General features: G+C 51.6%; 17 protein-coding genes and 1 pseudogene. All 18 read right to left on the bottom strand.

What is annotated here, in order from left to right; all coding sequences use genetic code 11:
* Positions 1–210: 210 nt before the first annotated feature.
* Complete coding sequence (locus tag B5E77_RS15210; RefSeq protein WP_087166212.1) at positions 211–2,496, bottom strand: hydratase; 2,286 nt, start codon at positions 2,494–2,496, stop codon at positions 211–213.
* A 104-nt stretch (positions 2,497–2,600) separates the two neighbouring features.
* Positions 2,601–5,294 (bottom strand): sensor histidine kinase, encoded by a 2,694-nt coding sequence (locus B5E77_RS15205; RefSeq protein WP_087166211.1) that lies wholly within the window; start codon positions 5,292–5,294, stop codon positions 2,601–2,603.
* 1 nt (position 5,295) lies between these two features.
* A complete protein-coding gene (locus tag B5E77_RS15200; protein WP_087166210.1) occupies positions 5,296–6,000 on the bottom strand; it encodes a response regulator transcription factor in 705 nt (234 codons plus the stop codon).
* A gap of 217 nt (positions 6,001–6,217) precedes the next feature.
* A complete protein-coding gene (locus B5E77_RS15195) occupies positions 6,218–7,102 on the bottom strand; it encodes a DegV family protein (protein WP_087166209.1) in 885 nt (294 codons plus the stop codon).
* 44 nt (positions 7,103–7,146) lie between these two features.
* Positions 7,147–9,072, bottom strand: a complete 1,926-nt coding sequence (locus B5E77_RS15190; protein WP_087166208.1) for an NAD(+) synthase — start codon at positions 9,070–9,072, stop codon at positions 7,147–7,149.
* Positions 9,073–9,090: 18 nt separating this feature from the next.
* A complete protein-coding gene (gene hslO / locus B5E77_RS15185) occupies positions 9,091–9,972 on the bottom strand; it encodes an Hsp33 family molecular chaperone HslO (RefSeq protein WP_087166245.1) in 882 nt (293 codons plus the stop codon).
* Positions 9,973–10,055: 83 nt separating this feature from the next.
* Complete coding sequence (locus B5E77_RS15180; protein WP_087166244.1) at positions 10,056–10,817, bottom strand: class I SAM-dependent DNA methyltransferase; 762 nt, start codon at positions 10,815–10,817, stop codon at positions 10,056–10,058.
* Positions 10,818–10,983: 166 nt separating this feature from the next.
* The gene (locus tag B5E77_RS15175) at positions 10,984–11,238 is read right to left on the bottom strand and encodes an HPr family phosphocarrier protein (protein ID WP_087166207.1); all 255 of its coding nucleotides are present in this window, start codon (positions 11,236–11,238) and stop codon (positions 10,984–10,986) included.
* Positions 11,235–12,134 (bottom strand): DNA-binding protein WhiA, encoded by a 900-nt coding sequence (gene whiA / locus B5E77_RS15170; RefSeq protein ID WP_087166206.1) that lies wholly within the window; start codon positions 12,132–12,134, stop codon positions 11,235–11,237. The genes B5E77_RS15175 and whiA overlap by 4 nt, the downstream gene beginning before the upstream one ends.
* Positions 12,135–12,154: 20 nt before the next feature.
* Positions 12,155–13,033, bottom strand: coding sequence for an RNase adapter RapZ (gene rapZ, locus B5E77_RS15165; protein WP_087166205.1), 879 nt, complete (start codon positions 13,031–13,033; stop codon positions 12,155–12,157).
* 75 nt (positions 13,034–13,108) lie between these two features.
* Positions 13,109–14,020, bottom strand: a complete 912-nt coding sequence (gene murB, locus B5E77_RS15160; protein ID WP_087166243.1) for a UDP-N-acetylmuramate dehydrogenase — start codon at positions 14,018–14,020, stop codon at positions 13,109–13,111.
* Positions 14,021–14,138: 118 nt separating this feature from the next.
* On the bottom strand, positions 14,139–16,988 hold the full coding sequence (uvrA, locus tag B5E77_RS15155) for an excinuclease ABC subunit UvrA (protein WP_087166204.1): 2,850 nt from the start codon (positions 16,986–16,988) through the stop codon (positions 14,139–14,141).
* A gap of 88 nt (positions 16,989–17,076) precedes the next feature.
* A complete protein-coding gene (gene uvrB, locus B5E77_RS15150) occupies positions 17,077–19,128 on the bottom strand; it encodes an excinuclease ABC subunit UvrB (RefSeq protein WP_087166203.1) in 2,052 nt (683 codons plus the stop codon).
* A gap of 977 nt (positions 19,129–20,105) precedes the next feature.
* Positions 20,106–20,276 carry a hypothetical protein gene (locus tag B5E77_RS16860; RefSeq protein WP_143468650.1) on the bottom strand — a complete coding sequence of 57 codons (171 nt, stop codon included), beginning with the start codon at positions 20,274–20,276 and terminating at the stop codon, positions 20,106–20,108.
* The gene (locus B5E77_RS15140; RefSeq protein ID WP_087166201.1) at positions 20,269–20,460 is read right to left on the bottom strand and encodes a hypothetical protein; all 192 of its coding nucleotides are present in this window, start codon (positions 20,458–20,460) and stop codon (positions 20,269–20,271) included. The genes B5E77_RS16860 and B5E77_RS15140 overlap by 8 nt, the downstream gene beginning before the upstream one ends.
* 42 nt (positions 20,461–20,502) lie before the next feature.
* A complete protein-coding gene (locus tag B5E77_RS15135) occupies positions 20,503–22,017 on the bottom strand; it encodes an RNA-binding domain-containing protein (protein ID WP_087166200.1) in 1,515 nt (504 codons plus the stop codon).
* A 140-nt stretch (positions 22,018–22,157) separates the two neighbouring features.
* Positions 22,158–22,391: a hypothetical protein gene (locus B5E77_RS15130; protein ID WP_087166199.1), complete on the bottom strand. Its 234-nt coding sequence runs from the start codon at positions 22,389–22,391 to the stop codon at positions 22,158–22,160.
* Between the two features lie 187 nt (positions 22,392–22,578).
* Positions 22,579–22,794, bottom strand: a pseudogene (locus B5E77_RS15125) (DEAD/DEAH box helicase family protein); the annotation flags it as partial.
* Between the last annotated feature and the right edge of the window lie 85 nt (positions 22,795–22,879).

The following is a 22,879-nucleotide window of genomic DNA, read 5'->3' as shown; positions in this document are numbered from 1 at the left end:
TTATATCAGGTTTCTGTCCGTCAGGCTACGATTTCGCTATCCCTTCTTCTCGCCTGTACCTCACAATACAAACCTTGGGAGTCGCTATGGGGTTCGTCGGCAACTACGCCCCTTGTGGACTTTCACCACAGACTAACGGCATGCCCGTCATACCATAAAAACGGCGGCCGGTTTCCCGGCCGCCGCAGCTGTAATGTGCTGTAATATTTCTTATCCTCTATAGTAGTTGATGAGACAGCCCTTCAGAATAATCTCACGCTCATCATCGGTCAGACCTCCCAGCCGGAGCGTCACTTCACGCTCCTTCTCGCCGTTTACATAGACCTTAATCTCACTCTGCTTCTCCTCGATCGCTTTGCGGATATCCGGCACAAACAGGAAGTCTCCCTTTGTAAACGGAAGCTCTCCTTCCTCAATCAGGAAGGGAAGCATGCCCCAGTTGATCAGGTTCGAGCGGTAACGCTTGGTCGCGTAGGAATTGGCGATATTCGCCCAGCCGCCCAGCACCTTCTGGCAGGAAGCCGCCTGCTCTCTTGCAGAACCGTCGCCCGGCTTCACCGCAAAAATTGTGCTTCCTACGCCCAGATTGGTCTTGTCCACACCCGGGTACCATGCGTCCAGCGCCTGGAAGACGTCTTTCAGCTCCGGCACAGCCTCCGCAGGACAATTTCCTGCCTCGATGGCTTTCTCTGCCTTCTGAATCTCCTTCGCAAGCCCTACATAAGCCGGATCCTTGCGGGACAGCGTGAACTCTGCCAGTCCCAGCGGATTGGAACGGTAGGAGGAGGTCTCTCCGGACGGAATCAGCTCGTCCGTCGTCGTAACCGGATCGTGAATCTCAGATACTACCTTGAGAATCAGCTGCTCCGGAAGCGCCGGCATTGCGGGCCAATCCTTGATGTTCGGCCCCATCTTGATTTCCACAGACGGATCGGCCACGCCCTTGCTGTCAAAGACACGGTTCTCATAGATCTTGCTGTCGAAGAAATAGCGCGGATTGGAGTAATCTACATCCATCTCTGTCGCCGCTGTCAGGTAACCCTTATTCGCCGCTGTCGCCGCGATGGAACGGGCATCCATCAGCGCCACAGACGCAATCTGCCCGCTCTGAAGCTTGGATCCCTCCCGGTTCGGGAAGTTTCTCGTAGAGTGGCGGATACTGAAGCCGTTGTTGGCCGGGGTATCTCCCGCTCCGAAGCAGGGACCGCAGAAGGCTGTCTTCATGACAGCTCCCGTCTCCATCAGCGCCGCTGCCGCTCCATTCTTCACCAGCTCCATATAAACCGGCATGCTTGCCGGGTACACGCTTAAGGTAAACTCATCCGGGCCGATGCTTGCGCCCTTCAGGATATCGGCTGCCGCACAGATATTCTCGAAGCCGCCGCCCGCACAGCCGGCGATGATTCCCTGATCCACATAAAGCTTTCCGTCGCGGATCTTGTCCGTCAGATGGTACTCGACTGCTCCGCCTAAGGAAACCAGAGCCTTCTTTTCCACATCTCTGAGAATATCTCCCAGATTCGCCTTCACCTCTTCGATCGTATAGGTATTGCTCGGATGGAAGGGCATCGCAATCATCGGCTTGACCGCGCTCAAATCCACATAAACCATTCCATCATAATATGCCACCTTGCCCGGCTTCAGCTCCTTATAAGCTTCCGGTCTCTTATGAATCTCATAAAATTCCTTAATCTTATCGTCGGTCTGCCAGATGGAGGACAGACAGGTGGTCTCCGTCGTCATGACGTCAATGCCGATACGGAAATCAGCGCTTAAATTCTCCACGCCGTCGCCGACGAATTCCATAACCTTATTGTTTACATATCCCTTCTCAAAGACAGCGCCGATGATGGCAAGCGCCACGTCCTGGGGGCCTACGCCCTTCTGGGGCTTACCGGTCAGGTATACGCCCACTACATCAGGCATATTGATATCATAGGTTTTATTCAGAAGCTGCTTTACCAGCTCCGGTCCGCCCTCTCCCATCGCCATGGTTCCCAGGGCTCCGTAGCGGGTATGGCTGTCCGAACCCAGGATCATCTTTCCGCCCTCTGCCAGCACCTCACGGGCAAACTGGTGAATCACGGCCTGATGCGGGGGAACGTAGATTCCGCCGTATCTCTTGGCGCAGGTCAGGCCGAACATGTGGTCATCCTCATTGATCGTTCCGCCTACTGCGCAGAGGCTGTTGTGGCAGTTTGTCAGCACATAGGGAATCGGAAACCTCTCCAGTCCGGAAGCCCTGGCTGTCTGAATAATTCCCACAAACGTAATGTCGTGAGACGTCAGCTTATCAAATTTGATCTCAAGCTTTTCCATATTTCCGGAAGTATTATGCGCTTCCAGAATTCCATAGGCAATCGTCTGCTTTTTCGCATCCTCCTTCGCAGGAACGCTGCCGAGCTGGCTTTCCAGCACGCTGGCTGCATCCTTCGTATCCGGAACAAGCTCTGTCCCGTTCAGCAGATACGCTCCGCCTTCAAATAACTGAACCATATATTTTCCTCCTGAACAGGCGCCCTTCTCTTCTTTCCACGGACGCCGCGATATTTATATTATAAAGAGAGGCGGGGGAGAATGCAAGCTGTTTTATCCCTGCTTCATTCCAGCCGGCCTGCATGTTCTCCGTTCTCTGTCCCTGCTTCCTCCTGCCTGCCCGCTGATTTTCCGGGAGAAGGGGCTTCCGGGAAGATAATTGTCACCTTAAACAGATCCCCGTCCAGGTAAATATCAAAGCTGCCCTTCTGAAGCTCTGTCAGATTCTTCGCAATCGAGAGTCCCAGGCCGCTTCCTTCGGTGCTTCGGGCCACATCGCCGCGGATAAACCGCTCCGTCAGCTCTCCGGCCTCAATATTCAGCGGCTGCTCGGAAATATTTTTGATGCTGAAACGAACCATATGGCCCACAATCGTCAAATCCACATAAACCCGGGTATTCGGCATCGCATATTTCGCCGCATTGTTGTAAAGGTTTTCAATGATTCGCCAGAGCCTGCGTCCATCCGCCTCGATCACCACCGGGTCCTGGGGCATGTTCACCACAAACTGCAGTCCCTTGTCCTCAAACTTTTCACTGAATTCCCCATTTGTCTGATTGATCAGCTCCTGGAAATTAATCCGGGTCATCTCAAGCTTCACGTTGCCGGAGCTGATCTTGGAGGCCTCCACCAGGTCGTCTGTCAGATGCTTCAGGCGCAGAGCCTTGTCCTCCAGAATCGCAATGTAGTTTTCTGCCCGCGCATTCTGGATGTCCTCCCGCTTCAGCAGATCCACGTAATTGATAATCGAGGTCAGCGGCGTCTTGATATCATGGGATACATTTGTAATCAGGTCCGATTTCAGCCTTTCATCCTTGATACTCTTTTCCACTGCTGTAGAAAGGCCCTTTCCGATCTGGTTTACCGCCCCAGCCAGGATCAGATTATCTCCCCCCAGCTTGTCTGTGGGAATCTGATGTTTCAGATCGCCCTCGGAAATCTTTGCAATGCCGTCCAGAATTTTCTGCCGCTGCACTGCCTGGCGCATCAGAAAAATTCCTGTTCCCAGATCAAAGAGCACAGCCAGGAACATTCCCAGCGCTCCCATGCAGAGAAATACGATGTTCAGAAGCAGAAAGCTTCCATAGCTGAGCAGTGTCTTCGTCGTGGCCTTCCGGTTTTGAAACGCTTTTCCGAGGCCGGCAGCAATCCAGTGCAACACGCTGTTCGTCCACAGTGTCCTGCTCCGAAGCCTCCGTACCAGACTCAGGTAACCAGTCAGGAACAGAAGATTGAAGAGAAACGCAATGCCGCCGCCTCCCAGCGTAAATTCTGTCATACTCATATCACTGCGTGACAGATAGGCTGCCGCCGCCAGCAGAAGCAGGGCCGGCACCGCGATCAAAAGCACCGCCGCCTCCGTCTTGACACGATCGAAACGGTTCAGCCGTATGGATCCTCCTTCCTCTGTGCCGCGTCCCGCAGCCATCGTCAGGTATACCATGGTCAGAAGATAGAGAATCGCTCCCAGCACCACTCCATAGACTGCAAGCTGGCTGACCGGGCGGATTTCCTCGAACTGCTGCTTATATATCTGCAGATTATCGCTGGCCATGTAATTTGGATCGACAGCCACTGCCAGAATGTAATCTCCCTCTACCGAAGGAGGATAGCTCTTCACATAGCTGCTCAGCTCGCTTAAAGAAATCGGCATATTGCTGGATTGGAAATCCATATTGGAGCTGTCGTAAATCAGATAATCCCGAAATCCCTGAATATAGGCCACAAGCCCGTCCCTGTCAGTAAATTCCGCGTTGCCAAAGGACATAATATTTGTGTAGCACTTCTCCTCATAATCCTCCGGCGTAACCTCTGCCACAGATTTGGGGATAACCAGATAGCGCATATTGGTCATGCTGGGGCTGAACAGCTCAAGATTCTCTTTATACGCATAAAAATCATTGTAGATGACAGAGATAATATTCTCCAGATCATAGTAAAGCGCCTGGAGCTGATCTGTTGTCAGATAATGCTCTTCCGCATATGCGGTAAGGCTTTCATAGCCTACAGGAGCGTATCTTTCCTCTACCGCTTCGATCTGTTCTACATTCTGTACTGTAGCCTGACCCGGATCAGGAATTCCCATCTGAGCCAGCGTCTCAGAATCCGCCGCTCCTATGACCTCCTCCCAGAGTATTTCTCCGTTTTCCGTATCCGAAGCTCCTTCTTCTGCAGCTTCCGTCTCTGCTGCTCCCGTATCCTCCGCTTCCTGGCTTTCCTCTCCGGAGACTTCCTCCTGGTAGCCTTCCTCCCCGCCTACCGTGGAGATCGAGGCGACAGCCGCTCCGTCCTCATACACGGACTGCTCTGTGTAATTCCGGGAGCCCTTCGTCAGGTAACCGACGCTTCCATCATCATAAGTCAGCTTCATCAGAGTAATGCTTTCAAAGCCATCCAGAAACCAGTTCAGGAGATCTGTCAGCCGGTAATAGAGGCCGCCGTCTGAAGGGTCACCCTTCAGGATCGTGCCGCTCTCCACATATTCCTCCACGTTCACCAGAAGATCTGCATTATAGACGCCGTCCTTCTCAAACTTGCTTTCCCGGCTGGCGGCCCGGATGCAGCGGTAAATCTGTTCACGGACCTCGTTCTGATAATAGGCCGTGCTCTCAAAGCTCTCGTCGCTGCCAATCCAGCCAAAGCCGCTGCTTCCCACATAAATCGTGCACACAGCCACAGACAGGACGAGAACCACTGCGCAGATCTGATTCACAATAACAGCCACAGCCTTCCAGGCCTTCGAATACTCCCATTTCATTCTACAGCTTCTCCACCTTATAACCGATGCCCCAGACTACCTTCAGGTAGCGGGGTTCTTTTGCATTGATCTCAATTTTCTCACGAATATGCCGAATGTGCACCGCCACCGTATTGTCCGCTCCGATAGCGTCTTCATTCCAGATACTTTCATAAATCTGATTGATCGAAAAGACCTTTCCCTGGTTTTTCACCAGAAGCAGCAGAATATTATACTCGATAGGCGTAAGCTTCACCGGCTCTCCGTCTACCGTCACCTCTTTCAAATCATCATTGATCATCAAACCGCCCGTCTGATATACCTTCTGGCTCTCTCCCGCCGCCGTGCCAAGCTTGGTATAACGGCGAAGCTGGGATTTGACCCGCGCCACCAGCTCCAGAGGATTAAAGGGCTTCGTCACGTAGTCGTCCGCACCGATATTCAGGCCCAGGATCTTGTCTGCGTCCTCTGATTTTGCAGACAGGATGATGATCGGAATGCTGCTCTTTTCCCGAATCTTAAGCGTCGCACGCAGACCGTCCAGCTTCGGCATCATGATATCAATCAAAAGCAGCTGCACATCCTCTCTCTGAAGTATGTCCACCGCCTGCAGGCCGTCATAGGCCTTTAAGATTCTGTACCCCTCCTGAGAAAGATAAATCTCTATCGCATCTACAATTTCCTTGTCATCGTCACATACCAGGATTGTATTCTTGTTTTTTGTCATGCTTTTCACCTCTAACTCCCATTGTACTGTCTGTCTACAGTTATAACAAGGCTTTTTTAAGTTCTAAAGCCGGGAATTCTTAAGATTTTCTTGAGATCCCGGAAAACCGCGCTTTTCCGCACCCCTTCCGCATGTGGGGCAGCTTATCCGGAGCATCAAAAGACTGCCGCAAAGCATCGGGCTGCGGCAGTCTCTGGTATCCTCTGTATGTCTGGCTTTATCCCAGATATTCAGCATATTTTTCTTCGCTGGCGTTCAGGAACACAATTCCGATGATGCCGGGGCCTGTATGGGCTCCAATCGCGCAGCCCACCCAGGAGCGGATGATGTCATGGCAGTGATATCTCTCCTCCAGCATCGCGCACACCTTTTCACAGGTCTCCGGATCATTTCCATGCACCACGCTGATGATCTGCTTATCCAGATCTACGCCCCGTTCGCCCACAAGATCTACGCAGCGCTTCAGGGATTTATGGCGGCCCCGAATCTTTTCTGTCGCCTCCAGGGCCCCTTCCTTGTTGATTTCAATGATCGGCTTCAGGTCAAGCACCCCGCCCAGCACTGCCGAGGTCTTGCTCAGCCGCCCGCCTCTGTACAGATACTCCAGTGTCTCCACAGTTACAATATGCTCCATGTGTGAGCAGAAGTACTGGGCCGCCTCAATGATCAGCTCCTTCGGAGCTCCATTTGCCTGCATGCGCAGAGCCTTATATACCGCCAGGCCAAAGCCCATGGAAGCGCATTTCGTATCAATAATTGTGATTTTGAAATCCGGATACTCCTCCAGAAGCTCCTCCTTTGCAAGGTTGGCTGCGTTGAAGGTGCCTGCGATTCCTGTGGAAAAGCACAGGTACAGAACCTCATCCCCCGCCTCTGCATAGGGCTTAAAGTTCTCGTAAAACATATACTGGTTGATATGATAGGTCTTGATATCGGCTCCTTCCGCCTGAATCTTGTAAAACTGCTCCGGAAAAATCGTCTTTCCGTCAAAATAGTCGGTTCCGTTTATCGTAACCGGCGTGGGAATCACATGAAGCTGATATTTGTCAATGATTTCCTTTGGCAGATCCGAAGCGGAATCTGTAATAATCTTAAAAGCCATAATTATCTCCCCTGTTTCCATTTTTCACGGGACGGTCGTCCGCCCTATAAGTTTTCAAGTTCCTTCAGCCAGATTGACGCGCTGGCGTCGCTTGGCATCCTTAAGTCGCCTCTGGGTGACACCGCCACAGAGCCGACCTTCGGCCCGTCAGGCAGGCAGGAGCGCTTAAACTGCTGGGAGAAGAACCTGCGGTAAAAGGTCTTCAGCCATTTCAGAATCGTCTCGTCCCCGTAGACTCCCTCGAAGGCTCTCCGGGCCAGACGGTAAATCTTTGAGGGTGAGAAGCCAAAACGCAGCACATAATACAGATAAAAATCATGGAGCTCATAGGGGCCCACCAGATCCTCTGTCTTCTGGGCGATCACTCCGTCCTTCGGAGGCAGAAGCTCCGGGCTCACCGGCGTATCCAGCACATCCAGAAGCACCGCCGCCAGCTCCTTATCCCCATAGGTATCCGCACAGTACCGCACAAGATGACGAACCAGAGTCTTCGGCACGCCGGCGTTCACACCGTACATGGACATGTGATCGCCATTGTAGGTGGCCCAGCCAAGGGCCAGCTCCGACATATCGCCGGTTCCTATCACAAGGCCTCCGGACTGGTTTGCCAGATCCATCAGCACCTGCGTCCTTTCTCTCGCCTGGGAATTCTCGTACGTCACATCATGCCGCTCCGGATCGTGGCCGATATCCCGGAAATGCGTAGATACCGCTTCTTTGATGTCTACCTCGCGAAGCGTCGCTCCCAGCCTTTTCACCAGATCGCAGGCGTTGTGATAGGTTCGGTCTGTCGTGCCGAAGCAGGGCATCGTTACACCGAGAATTCCTTCCCTGGGCAGTCCCAGGCTGTCAAAAGCACGGACCGTGACCAGAAGGGCCAGCGTAGAGTCCAGGCCGCCTGAAATACCGACCACCGCAGTCCGGCAGTGCGTATGCTCCAGGCGTTTCTTCAGGCCCATATACTGGATCGCAAAAATTTCCTCGCAGCGCCTCTGGCGGTCCTGGCTGTCGTCCGGCACAAAGGGAGCCGGATCGATCAGACGCTCCAGCCTCGTATCCTCCCTTTTCAGACGAAAGCCGATCTCTGTATACACCTCGTCTGATTTCGAGAAAAACGTAGTCATCCTCCTGCGCTCTCCCACGATCCTCTCGATATCCAGATCCGCGTAAATGGTCTCATTTTTAAAACGAGCGGAACGGCTCAGAATCTTCCCGTTTTCCGCAATTAAATTATGTCCTCCAAACACCAGATCCTGGGAGGATTCCCCTTCTCCGGCATTTGCGTAAATATATCCGCAGACCAGCCTCGCCGACTGCCCGCTGATCAGCGCTTCCCGGTATCCGTCCTTTCCCGTCGTCTCGTCGCTGGCTGAGCAGTTGACAATTACGGTCGCGCCCGCAAGCGCATGGCGGATGCTGGGCGGATCCGGAACCCAGACGTCCTCGCAGATCTCCGCAGCCACTGCCAGTCCCGGCAGAGATTCGCAGGTAAACAAAAGCTTTGTCCCGAAAGGAATATAGTCCCCTTCGCCGTCTCCAAGGTCTACCCAGACGTCATCTGCCTCCTTATTTCCCCGGGCAAAATGGCGCAGCTCATAGAACTCCCCATAATTAGGAAGGCAGGTCTTTGGCACCAGGCCCAGAAGCCTTCCTCCCTGAAAGGCCGCCGCCACATTGTACAGCTTCCCGTCCTTTTCCCAGGGAAGCCCCGCAAAGATCAGGGCATCCAGCTGCGCTGTCTCCCGGATAATCCGGAAAAGCTCTTCCTTTGCTCTTTTCAGCAGAAGCTCCTGCAGAAACAGATCGCCGCAGGTATAGCCTGTGATGCACAGCTCCGGAAACACGATAAGCTTCGCACCGTTCCCCGCCGCCTCAGCAGCAAGACGGATAATCTCCTGCGCGTTGGCTTCCGGATCTGCCACCTGAACCTTCGGCGTCACAGCCGCCGTCTTGATAAATCCGTGTCTCATTCGCTCTCCCTTTCCACTCTAGCGCTTCGCCTTCGCCAGAATTCTTTTCAGGTCTTCCACATCAAAGGTATATGCCTGATCACAGAACTGGCATTTCACCTCTATCGGCTTATTTTCCTGAATCATTTCCCGGATATCCCTGCTCCCGATGCTGACGATAGCCCGCTCCACACGCTCTCTTGTGCAGTTGCAGTAATAGGAGGCCGGAAGCGTATCCGTAATCTCCAGCCCGAAATCTCCCAAAAGCCTTTCCAGCAGCTCCTCCGGAGTCAGCCCCTGATCGAGAAGGGCTGTCACGGAGCTTACCTCCGAAAGCTTTTTCTCCAGTTCATCAATCACCTTATCGCCGGTAAACGGCATCAGCTGGATGATAAAGCCGCCGGCCTGGCGGATCGTATTGTCCCGGTTCAGAAGCACGCCCAGTCCCACTGAGGAGGGCACCTGCTCTGAGGTGGCAAAGTAATAGGTAAGATCCTCTGCAATCTCTCCGGTCTGCAGCTCTGTCTGCCCCACGTAGGGCTCCTTCAGGCCCAGATCCTTGATCACGCGCAGCATTCCATTTCCCACAGCTCCGGCCACATCCAGCTTTCCCTTTGAGTTGGCATGAATCAAAACCGCCGGCTCATTGACATAGCCCTTTACCCGGGCCTTGGAGTCGGCAGTCACTGTAATTCCGCCGATGGGCCCGTCGCCCTTGATCTGAAGGGTCAGAAGATCGTTTTCCCCTTTCATCATGGCCCCCATCATGGCTCCCGCGCTTAAAAGCCTTCCCAGGGCCGCCGTAGCCACTGGGCTCGTATTATGGATGGAGCGGGCTCTCTCCACCAGCTCCTTTGATGTGATGGCAAAAGCGCGGATCTGAAGATCCGCCGCAGCCGCCCTTACAATATAATCTGACATCTCTGCTCCTTTATCCTGTCTCAAAATCTCATATTTTCTTTCATTCGGAAAGATTTTCGTCCGCTCCCCAGGCTTCTTCTGGTTCATTCCTCCGTCTGCGCAGCCTTCCGGGCCAGGAAAAGGATTCTTTCCGTCTCCTCCCGAAGCTCTCCTCCCGTCTCTGCATCCATCAGCCCTTCCACCTGGAACCCGGCCTCCTCCAGAAGCCTGCGCACCGTCTCCGCCTCGTAAGCCTTCTGAAAATGGGTCTCCTGGGAGCGGCTGTACCGCCCGTCCTCTTCTCTCACGTAGATCGTCAGATCGTATTCGTTCAGCATTTCCTCCGGGTCGTACCAGTTTTCCCAGATAAAGCTTCCTTCCTCCCTGTTTTCCGCAATGACCGATTCTCCCAGAAGCTTCTCATACTTATAAACGGTATTCATGTCAAAAAGGATGACTCCGTCCGGGTCAAGATAATTGTGCGCCAGGCGGAAGACCTGAAGCAGATCCTTTTCTTCCGTAATGTAATTCAGGGAATCACAGACACTGACGACAGCCCGCACTGTACCGTACAGCTCAAACTCCCGCATGTCCTGCAGAAGGTAGAGGATATCATGTCCGGACTCCCTCTTTTTCCCGTCGGCCAGCTCCAGCATCTCCTCTGAAGCATCCACGCCGATCATATCGTAGCCCGCCGCAGCCAAAAGCTCCGTCATGCTGCCCGTACCGCAGCCCAGCTCCAGTACAAGCCCGTCTTCAATCCCATACCCTTTTAATTTCTCCACGATCCGGCCGGCCCATTCCCGGTAGGGAACTCCGTCCATAAACAGATCATAAACTTGCGCAAAGCTTGTATAGGCGTCCATCTGCATCTCCCCTGCTGTTTTCCTCCGGCGCCGGCTATGGCCTCAGGCGGGGGCCTCAGCCTCAACGATTTCTCTCCGGAGCCATACCTCATGATAGCAAATTTCCCGAAAAAATACAAGGACTGCCGCATGCTTTTGCGGCAGTCCCTGAATATTCCGTTTACAGTTATTTACTGCTCAAGAACTTCTCTATATTTGCAAGAGCCTCTTCCTCGTCCTCGCCGTTGGCAGAGACCGTCACTGTCTCGCCGGCATACAGGCCGAGGGTCATCATTCCCATGATACTCTTGGCGTTTACCTTTTTGTTGTCGCTTTCCACATAGATTTCGCTGCCATACTGACTTGCTACCTGCACCAGCAGGGCCACAGGTCTGGCCTCCAACCCTTCCGGAATTTGAATTGTGATTTCCTGCTTAATCATAATATTCTCTCCTCCTTGTGATCCCTTAGCTCTTCTGCAATAAAACTCAGCTTCCTGAGTCTGTGGTTCACTCCTGATTTGCCTACCGCCGGAGTCAGCATCTGTCCCAGCTCCTTCAGCGACATCCCCGGCTGCTCCAGGCGCAGCCTCGCTATCTCAGCCAGATTCTCAGGCAGCTGTTCAAAGCCGATCGTCTTCTGGATATACTGAATATCCTCAATCTGCTTTACCGCTGCAGAAACGGTCTTATTCAGGTTGGCAGTCTCGCAGTTCACCTGCCGGTTCACGGAATTCCGCATCTCCTTCAGAATGCGGATATTCTCAAACTTCATCAGGCCTACATGCGCTTCCATCACATTCAGAATGTCTGCTATCTGTGAACCTTCCTTAACATAAAGAATGTAACTGTGCTTGCGAAGCGTAATCTTCGCCTCAACGCCAAAACTCTCCAGCATTCCTGAGAGCTGCTCCGCCATGGCCCTCTCCGGGCATACGATTTCAAAATGATAGCTTTTCTCCGGATCACTGACGGAACCGGAAGCCAGAAAGGCTCCCCGGATAAAGGCGCGCCTGCAGCATGGATTTTGGATCAGGACATGCCTGACCGCGCTCATATCCGCATAAGACGTCACCTCAAAGCTTCTGCTCCCACTGGAATTTCTGTTCTGACGAACCGACACGCTCATGTCTATATTAAATGTTTTTTTCAGCAATGTAAAGTATTTTCTTGCAACTGCCAGATTTTCCGTATGCATTCTTACACTTTCGGATCCGTCCGCCCCGGTCTCCACATGGCTGCAGAAGCTTAAAATCGCGGAAATCTCCGCAAGACGGCAGTGTCTGGCAGGCGGAAGCTGGTAGGACAGCTCCTGCTTGATTTCACTGGAAAAGGACATCTGTCACCTCATACCCTTTCTCAATGGGCTTTTACAATCGCATCCTTCCCGATATCCCGGTGCTCAATCCGCACTGCATAATCGGCGTTTTCCCGCAGGCGCCCATACAGCTTGTTTGCCAGCGTCACAGAGCGGTGCTTTCCACCGGTACAGCCGATAGAAATCACCAGCTGGTTTTTTCCTTCCAGCACATAGTTGGGAATCAGAAACTGTATCATATCGATGAGCTTGTCCAGAAAACGGTGGGACACCTCGAAGCCCATCACAAAATCCTGAACCTCCCTGTCATTCCCGTTCAGACCTCTCAGCTCCTCGTAATAGTAAGGGTTCGGAAGGAATCTTACGTCAAACACCAGGTCCGAGTCATTGGGGATCCCGTATTTGAAGCCAAAGGACAGAACTGTGATCACCAGATTTTTAAAATCCTTATTCTGCACAAAAATTTTGTCCAGCTCCTGCTTCAGCTCTCTCGTGAGAAGGCTGCTGGTGTCAATAATATAGTCCGCCTGCTTTTTCAGGAAAGACAGCTTCTTCCTCTCCTCGGCAATTCCCTCGATGATGCGGCCGTCCTGGGCCAGCGGATGGTTTCTTCTCGTCTCCTTATACCGCTTCACCAGCACGTCATCCGAGGCCTCCAGAAACAGAATCTCGTACTTATAGCCATCCCGGGACAGCTTGCCCAGCGTGCTCTCCAGCTCGTCCAGCGTCCGTCCGCTTCGAATATCCAGCCCCAGAGCCACCTTGGAAATCTCGCTGGTGCTGGAATAGATCAGCTCCGCAAATTTCCCAATCAAAGAAATCGGAAGGTTATCCACACAGAAATAGCCTGCGTCCTCCAGTATCCTTAAGGAGGTTCCTCTGCCTGCACCAGATATGCCGGTCACTATCACAAATCTCATTCGTATTCTCCCTTAACTGCCGGTTCTTGCGCCGGTCCTTTCCGCCGGCTTTCCCAGCCTGTTCCCGGAATCCGTTTAAAACCCCAGGGTCTTCACTTCCATCTCCAGCTCTACTCCGAATTTGTCCCTGACCTCCGTCTGTACATGACGGATCAGCTTCATGACATCCTCCGCAGTAGCGTCCCCCCTGTTAATCACAAAACCGCAGTGCTTTTCCGAAACCTCCGCTCCGCCTACGCGGTATCCGCGAAGCCCTGCGTCCATAATCAGCTTCCCTGCAAAATATCCGGCCGGCCTCTTAAACGTGCTGCCCGCGCTGGGATATTCCAGAGGCTGTTTTGTGGTTCTCGCTTCCTTCAGCTCCTGCATCCGGCCTTCAATCTCCGTCTGAAGGCCTTCCTTCAGCTCCAGAAGCGCACTTAAAACCACGTAGCCCTTCCGGGCGATGATACTGGTCCGATAGCCCAGCTCCAGCTCCTCCCGGCTCAGCCGGAGAAGCTTCCCTTCCTTTGTCATGACGAGAGCTTCCCGCACTACGTCCTTCATCTCTCCTCCGTAGGCCCCTGCGTTCATGACCAGCGCTCCTCCTACGGTTCCCGGGATCCCGGAAGCAAATTCCAGTCCTGTAAGTCCTGCCTTTGCCGCCAGGTGAGCCGCCTTTACCAGAAGAACGCCTGCTTCCAGCTCCATCAGGCAGCCCTCTATACGGACTGCTTCCATATTGTGAAACAGCTGGATGACCACTCCGTCATACCCGCTGTCGCTCACCAGCACATTGCTGCCATTCCCCAGAATATACCAAGACATGCCTGCTTTCTCACAGGCCTCTACAGTCCCGGCAAGCTGCGCTGCCGACCGGGGAAGACAGAAAAGCCGGGCCGGGCCTCCGATCCGGAAGGTCGTGTGCTTATTCATAGGTTCATTGCGGAGCACATTCTCTGCCCCGTTTATCTCGCATAACGTATTGTAAAGGGATTCGTTTTTCATATTCTGTATGGTATCCTGCCATTTCATTTTACTTCGTTACGATACATTATATGCAAAATTTGAAATTTACACAACCCCTTACAAACGCAGGCCCTCTATTCTGTATTCTCTGTACGCCTTATGCTTCCGGCTTCTTCGGCTTCAGATACTTTTTCAGGTACTGCCCTGTATAGGACACCTCCTGCTCCGCGATCTCTTCCGGCGTCCCCTTCGCGATCACTGTGCCGCCCCTGTCTCCGCCTTCCGGTCCCATATCAATGATATAATCCGCCGTCTTAATCACATCCAGATTGTGCTCAATGACGACAACCGTATTGCCGCCCTCAGCCAGACGCTGCAGGATCTCCGTCAGCTTGTGAACATCTGCGAAATGAAGTCCTGTCGTCGGCTCGTCCAGAATATAAATCGTCTTTCCGGTGCTTCGTTTGGAAAGCTCCGTGGCCAGCTTGATTCTCTGAGCCTCTCCTCCGGACAGGGTCGTGGACGGCTGTCCCAGCTTGATATAGGAAAGTCCCACATCGTTCAGGGTCTCTATTTTTCTGCGGATAGAGGGCACCGGCTCAAAGAATTCCAGCGCTTCCTCCACCGTCATATCCAGTACGTCAAAAATGCTCTTGCCCTTATATTTTACCTCAAGCGTCTCCCGGTTGTACCGTTTTCCCTGGCAGACCTCGCAGGGCACATAGACATCCGGCAGGAAATGCATCTCAATCTTGATAATCCCGTCTCCGGAGCAGGCCTCGCAGCGGCCGCCCTTTACGTTGAAGCTGAAACGTCCCTTCTTGTAGCCCCGGCTCTTTGCGTCGGCCGTGGACGCGAAAAGATCCCGGATCTGGTCAAAGACGCCCGTGTAGGTCGCCGGATTGGAACGGGGCGTCCGCCCAATGGGTGACTGGTCGATGGCGATGACCTTATCCAGCTGCTCGATTCCTTCTATCGCCTTATATTTTCCGGGGATTGTCCTCGCCCGGTTCAGCTTTCTCGCCAGCGTCTTATACAGGATTTCATTGACAAGAGAGCTCTTTCCAGATCCGGAAACTCCTGTCACGCAGGTCATCACGCCCAGCGGGATATCCACCTGAATATTCTTCAGATTGTTCTCTGCAGCTCCCTTGATGGTAAGCCATCCCGTGGGAGTCCGGCGCGTCTCCGGCACCGGAATCTGGAGCCGTCCGCTTAAGTAAGCGCCCGTAATCGATTCCGGGCAGGCCATGATCTCTTCCGCCGTGCCTGCTGCCACTACCTGACCGCCGTGTTCTCCGGCTCCCGGCCCGATATCCACAATATAGTCCGCCGCAAACATGGTGTCCTCGTCATGCTCCACGACAATCAGCGTATTTCCCAAATCCCGCAGGCGCTTCAGGGTCGCCAGCAGCTTGTCGTTGTCCCTCTGGTGAAGGCCGATGCTGGGCTCGTCCAGAATATAGGCCACCCCCACAAGTCCCGAACCTATCTGCGTCGCCAGACGGATTCTCTGGGCCTCTCCGCCGGACAGGGTACCCGTAGCCCGGGCCAGTGTCAGGTAATCCAGACCCACATCCACCAGAAAGCCGATACGCGCGCGGATCTCCTTTAAAATCTGCGCTCCGATGAGCTCCTGCTGAGGCGTGAGCTTCAGATCCTTCAGGAAATCATAGAGCGTCCGGACAGACATGGCAGTAATCTCCGCAATATTTTTATCCGCCACCGTCACGGCCAGGGAAGTCTTCTTCAGGCGCTGACCGCCGCAGGTCTTACAGGGCGTGATCCGCATGAAGGTCTCATACTCCTGCTTTACGATTTCCGAGCCTGTCTCCCGGTAACGCCGTTCCACATTTTTGATCAGGCCCTCAAAGGCCACGTCGTAAACGCCCTGGCCTCTTTGTCCCTTATAATGCACCTTCATCTTATGGCCGTCCGTGCCATGAATCAATATCTTCTGAATTTCCGGATCCAGCTTTTCGTATGGCGTATTCAAATCAAAATGATATTCTTCCGAAAGCGCTTTCAAAAGCGCATAGGTGAAGCTGGACGGATCTGTACAGGACTGCCATCCCATAACCGTAATGGCTCCCTCCGCAATGCTCAAAGACTTGTCCGGAATCATCAGATCCTCGTCAAACTCCATCTTGTACCCCAGACCAAAGCAGTCCGGGCAGGCACCGAAGGGATTATTGAAGGAAAAGCTTCTCGGCTCAATCTCCTCCATGCTGATGCCGCAGTCCGGGCAGGCGTAGCTGGAGCTGAAGGACAGAATCTCCTCCTCGCTTCCGCCGACGATTTCCACGATCAGAAGCCCCTCCGCCAGGTTCAGTACAGTCTCAATAGAATCCGCCAGACGCCGCTCAATGCCCGGCTTCACCACCAGACGGTCCACAACGATCTCAATCAGGTGCTTCACATTCTTTTCCAGCTTGATTTCCTCGGAAAGCTCATAAAGGCTTCCATCAATCTTCACACGGACAAAGCCGCTCTTTCTTGCCTGCTCCAGCACCTTCACATGCTCGCCCTTGCGCCCCTTTACCACCGGCGCCAGAAGCTGGATTCTCGTCCGCTCCGGCAGGGCCATGATCTGGTCCACCATCTGATCGACGCTCTGCTTTTTGATCTCCTTGCCGCATTTCGGGCAATGGGGAATTCCAATCCGCGCGTAAAGCAGACGGAAATAGTCGTAAATCTCCGTCACCGTTCCTACCGTAGATCTGGGGTTCCGGTTCGTGGACTTCTGATCGATGGAAATCGCCGGGGACAGTCCCTCAATGCTTTCCACATTCGGCTTTTCCATCTGTCCCAGGAACTGACGCGCGTAGGAAGACAGAGACTCCATATATCTCCTCTGTCCTTCCGCGTAAATCGTGTCAAAGGCCAGAGAGGACTTTCCGGAACCGCTTAAGCCCGTCAGCACCACAAATTTATCTCTGGGAATATCCAGATCCAGATTTCTTAAATTATGTTCATTTGCTCCCCTGATTCTGATACAGTTTTTCATAATACTCCTCTTATCTTTTGCTCTATAGCCTGCGCCGGAACCCGGAAAATATTCTTACTGGTTTTCTCCTGGTTCTCCCGTACTTTCCCTACAGATCCGCAAGCTGCTTTTTCAATTCAATCATCTTGTCACGCAGCTCCGCGGCCAGCTCGAAATTCAGCTCCGCAGCCGCCTTCTTCATCTTCTTGTCGATATCCGCAACCAGCTTTTCCAGCTCTTTTTTGCTCATGGACTCCGGATCCTTCTCGAACTGCAGCTCCTCCTGAGCGATTTCTTTGGAAATGCTGATCAGCTCCCGGACAGACTTCTGAATGGTCTTCGGGGTGATGCCATGCTCCTTATTATAAGCCTCCTGCAGCGCCCGGCGCCTCTCCGTCTCTTCAATCGCAAGCCGCATGGAATCCGTGATGGTGTCCGCATACATGATAACATGGCCCTCGGAATTTCGGGCCGCACGGCCAATGGTCTGGATCAGCGATACCTCAGAACGCAGGAACCCTTCCTTGTCCGCGTCCAGAATCGCCACCAGCGTAATCTCCGGAATGTCCAGGCCCTCACGGAGCAGGTTGATTCCCACCAGAACATCGAACACATCGAGACGCATATCCCGGATAATCTGTGTCCGCTCCAGCGTGTCAATATCAGAATGAAGATATTTGACACGAATGCCCAGCTCCCGCATATAATCCGTCAGGTCCTCTGCCATTCTTTTAGTCAGCGTCGTAATCAGAATCTTATGGCCTGCTGCCGTCTCCTTATTGACTTCACCCACCAGGTCATCGATCTGCCCCTCTACCGGGCGCACCTCCACCTTCGGGTCCAGAAGTCCTGTAGGCCGGATAATCTGCTCGGCCCGCAGCATCTCATGATCCGCCTCATATTCTCCCGGCGTCGCCGACACAAACAGGATTTGATCTATTTTACTTTCAAACTCTTCAAAATTCAAGGGGCGGTTGTCCAGCGCTGACGGCAGGCGGAATCCATAATCCACCAGCGTCCTTTTTCTGGACTGGTCGCCCGCAAACATTCCGCGGATCTGCGGAACCGTTTTGTGGGACTCGTCAATAATAATCAGGAAATCATCCTTAAAATAATCCATCAGCGTATTGGGCGGCGTTCCCGGCGCATACCCCGACAAATGGCGGGAATAATTCTCGATGCCGGAGCAGAAGCCCGTTTCCTTCAGCATCTCGATATCGAAATTCGTCCGCTCCGCAATCCTCTGGGCTTCCAGAAGCTTATCCTCGCTCTTGAAATACCGGACGCGCTCCTCCAGCTCCTGCTCGATGGCCGCCGCTGCCCGCTTGATCTGCTCCGCCGGCACCACATAATGGGAGGCCGGGAAGATCGCCACATGATTCAGCTCTTCCTTAATCTCTCCGGTCAGCACGTCGATCCGGGTAATCCGGTCGATCTCGTCTCCGAAAAACTCCACCCGCACAGCCGTCTCGGCCTCGTTGGCCGGAATGATCTCAATCACATCCCCCCGCACCCGGAATGTGCCGCGCTTAAAGTCCATATCGTTCCGATCATACTGGATATCCACGAGCTGCCGCAGCACCTCGTCCCGGTCCTTTTCCATTCCCGGCCGCAGGGACACCATCATCTTCTCAAAGTTTTCCGGTTCACCCAACCCGTAGATACAGGACACTGAAGAGACGATGATAACGTCGCGGCGCTCGATGAGCGCCGCGGTGGCCGACAAGCGGAGCTTGTCGATCTCATCGTTGATGGCGGAATCCTTGGCAATGTAGGTATCTGTGGAGGGCACGTACGCCTCCGGCTGGTAATAATCATAGTAGGACACAAAATACTCCACTGCGTTCTCGGGGAAGAACTCCTTAAACTCACCGTAGAGCTGCGCCGCGAGGGTTTTATTGTGTGCAATGACCAGCGTCGGCTTGTTCAGCTGCTGGATGATATTGGCCATCGTGAAGGTCTTGCCGGAACCCGTAACCCCCAGTAAAGTCTGGGCCTGATTGCCTTCCTGGAATCCTTTGACCAGCTTTTCAATGGCCTGCGGCTGGTCGCCGGTGGGCTGATATTCTGAGTGTAATTTGAAACCGGCAGCTTTTTTGCCGGTTTCATGAGCAAGGAGCTGGCCTTCGCCAGCGGATTGCGAATGTCCTTGATTTCCCATTTTCTATTTTTCCTCCCTGGTGACCGTAGTAAAAAGTTTGCCTATTAGGCAGAAATTCGTAAAATGAAGCAATTTTGGCCTGCCTAATAGGCAAACTTTTTTGATTTTACGAATTCAGGTCACCAAAACGTGTTTTTCAAAACTGCGTAACACCAGATAAACCCTGGTGGAATTGGCATTTCTAAAGGTCACCAAACATGCCAGAATTCACGTTGTTCATTCTGGCATGCTCAGAACCTTCGGTTCTTCGCTGCCTGACCAGAGAAAAGCAAATGCTCCCTCCGGCCGCGCTTGCTTTTCTTCCAGTCAGGCAAATTATAGCATGGATAGCGAAAAAAGTATAGCCGCATTTTAGAACATCCGTTCCCTTCTGCTGCTATACTTTTTTAGTATGTTCAATTTTACACTAAAACTATTCCAACGTCCAGTATTTACCATCCGGTACTAAGTCTTTTCTGTATGCCCAGCAACGATTCGTGTGGTATGCTGTAAAAAGAGTTACGTTTGTTGTTGAATTGTGACAAGATAAAAGCCGCCGGGATCAGCATAAGCACTGAACCCGGCAGCCGCATTTTAATAAAAGATTCCCCCCTTAAATCTAGCCTAATTTCCCCAAGCGATTATTCTAATTCTCTAGTGTATAAATCATAATCGGAATATCTTCCCCTCTATCGTAGACATAGATTCTTTTACATACAGGGCAACGCCATACCTCATACCTGGGAGAGGGTATCATCCAAGGCTGTATACTGTCACAATTACAAATTGCATCCCATTCTTTATCTGTATATACAATAAGTTCTATGTCATTTGGTGCTTCATGATTATCTAATAATTTACCACATTTACAAGTCATTCTTGCCACTTACTCACCTCACATATGTTCCTTCGTTGGTCCAAATTTCTACACGTCCTGGCAACTCACTAATTTTCCAATTACTCTGTCGACGACATTCTCCGCATCTTGCATTGTTATTTCAGTCTTTCTTGCCCCGCTTGTCATAGGTATAGGTGTAGCTCTCATTTCCATCCTTCTTGGAAATCAGCTGATTCAGTTCGTTATACTGATAGTCTCCGATTTCATTTGAACCTTCCTGTCCAAGGTATCCACGAATGTTGATGTAAAAATATTTCTGTGAATCATCCATTCATCTTTTTCTCTTTCAGCCTTATCATCAGAGCTTTAATTTCTTTAGGATCAGTTACCTGCCTTCCCAATGTCGGAATAGGAGGATAATCTGTGTTGGCAGCTTTCTCCAGCGCATCTGCAAATGCCTCCACATCATCCTTATCCGCGATGACAAAATTTTTTGTTATACTCGAAGCTGCCATATTCAAACACCTCCTTCGTCTGTATGAAACTTGCACATTACTTTACTCCTTCGAATTTATGATGACCCATGAGCCGTTCCTGCTGGAACCCTCACGCTGTATCCAGCCGCTTTTTTGAAGACTTCTCATAATCCTTTTCACCGTAGCGATAGAAATACCGAGTTTCTTTCCAATATTTTTTTGTGTTACACTCGAGTCGTTTTGAATGATATCTAGAATAGCCTTTTCATAAGTATCGTTGATATCATCTGTATCGGCTTTGGTATCATTGGTATCAGCTTTGGTGTCATTGGTATCAGCTTTGGTGTCATTGGTATCAGCTTTGGTGTCATTGGTATCACGCTCTCTAGGATCAACAACACCATTCTGATCTGTAATAGCTTTTTTCCGATAGAGGTTGATGCGGAAATCGCTGCCCATATCAATCAGCTCGGGCTCACGGAGGCCATATTCCTTTGCCTCCTGAAACATTTTCGGGATACCGCTCCCCCATGCCTCTACGATATTCATATAGGAAAAGGCCGCTGCTATCCCACGATTTCGAATCTTTGAAAGGCCTGTCTTCATCTTCTCAATGGTAATCTCACTGTCCAGCATTCCAGGAGAAGTTACTTCCAGCCGGTCATCAAAAAGCGCCACTTGAATTTTTCCCGGTGTAAGATAACTTCTGTGGCAAACAGCATTGGAAATCATCTCACGGATAGTTTTAACAGGTAATTCATAGTAGTCTTGCCTGGCAATTCCCTCAATACGAGAGCCAAGGTCAATGTGCTGCAGCACAAAATTGTAAGCGTCTTCAATCTGTTCGTAAATAGCTCCTGTAAACTCCTTACGAGTGATAAAGATATCACGTACCTTGCCCTTGAATACTGCACATTGTATGGCGGCATCTGGAAAGTCTACCATATCGCCGTCCAAAAGAAGATAACCATTGGTTGGATGGCAAACTCCCTCCCGTTCTATCAGCAGTTTCCATGAAAGCAGCTGATTTTTGCCTACCTTTTGGATCTGCTCTCTTGCTGTATCTGTCTCAGCCAGCTTAATGGCATGCTGGTACATTTTCTCGCAGAAGGCGGCGATTTCATTTTCCGAAACAATCTGCTCGCTCTCAATTTGATCATAAGAACGGTTTGTTCCTTCCATAATGAGTTCCTGTACACGATACCGCTCTGCATGGCGTGTTGTTCCGGCTACTCGGATATAGGTGCCATCCATAATGCCTTGGCTTTTGATATAGTAAGGACGTTGCATTCCAGAAATAATCTCTACGACAATGATCAGTTTTCCGTCGATTTCCTGCACAGCAATGTTAGGGGTGATCTTAGGTTCGCAGCTATCGAAAATGGCATTCGTAATCGCATCCATCTTTTGAAAGACTTCTTCCTTAGAAAACCCGGTGACAGTCCATGTCCCATTTTCTACGCCAAAAACCAGCTTCCCGCCTTTGCCATTGGCAAAAGCCACCACTGTCTTCATATACTTTTCGCTTTTAGGTGGAATTTCGCTTTTAAACTCCACATTATCAGATTCGCCAGCAAAAATCTCTGCTGCAGTCATCTAATCACCTCATCTCTATAGAAACTGGCATTCCGTGACAGCACTGCCTCAAGTGGACGTTTTCTTCTCACGTTCTGCCTTCTTTAATCCCTTCATCTATCCTCTATAAAAGCATATCATATTTTTCACAGTTAATAAATTTAATTCTGACCCTCTCTAATAATTCTAGTTCTCTCTGATTCTTCCCGTTCGCATCTACACTTCTTTGCTTTCATCATCAAAACCTTGATCTCTTTTGGGTCTGTCAGCTGTCTCGCTGCCACTTTCCGTAAGGGTACATCAGCATTTGCCGATTCTTCCAGCGCGTTGACAAACGTCTCTACCTTATTTTTTCCAGTGATAACAAAATTCCGGGTAATACTTGAAGTCGGCATAATAATTCCTCCCTGTCGATTATTCTGCATACCATCCTGCCCTATACGCGTCTTTACGAATGAAGGTCACCTATGCTGTCTAATCCACCCTGTTTTATCATGTCCATACAGTCCACCTAGTCCACAATATCTGGTATAAGTAACGCGAAATACCACTAAATAGCACGCCCAAGGGGTCCTCTCCCTAGTAGGACACAAAATACTCCACTGCGTTCTCGGGGAAGAACTCCTTAAACTCACCGTAGAGTTGTGCCGCGAGGGTTTTATTGTGTGCAATGACCAGCGTCGGCTTGTTCAGCTGCTGGATCACATTGGCCATCGTGAAGGTCTTGCCAGATCCCGTAACCCCCAGTAAAGTCTGGGCTTGGTTGCCTTCTTTGAATCCTTTGACCAGCTTTTCAATGGCCTGCGGCTGGTCGCCGGTGGGCTGATATTCTGAGTGTAATTTGAAACCGGCAGCTTTTTTGCCGGTTTCATGAGCAAGGAGC

Source organism: Lachnoclostridium sp. An131, from assembly GCF_002160825.1.
In the GTDB taxonomy this organism is placed as follows: domain Bacteria; phylum Bacillota; class Clostridia; order Lachnospirales; family Lachnospiraceae; genus Laedolimicola.
Note: the sequence above shows the minus strand (reverse complement) of the source record. Positions and strands in the feature narration are given on the sequence as shown.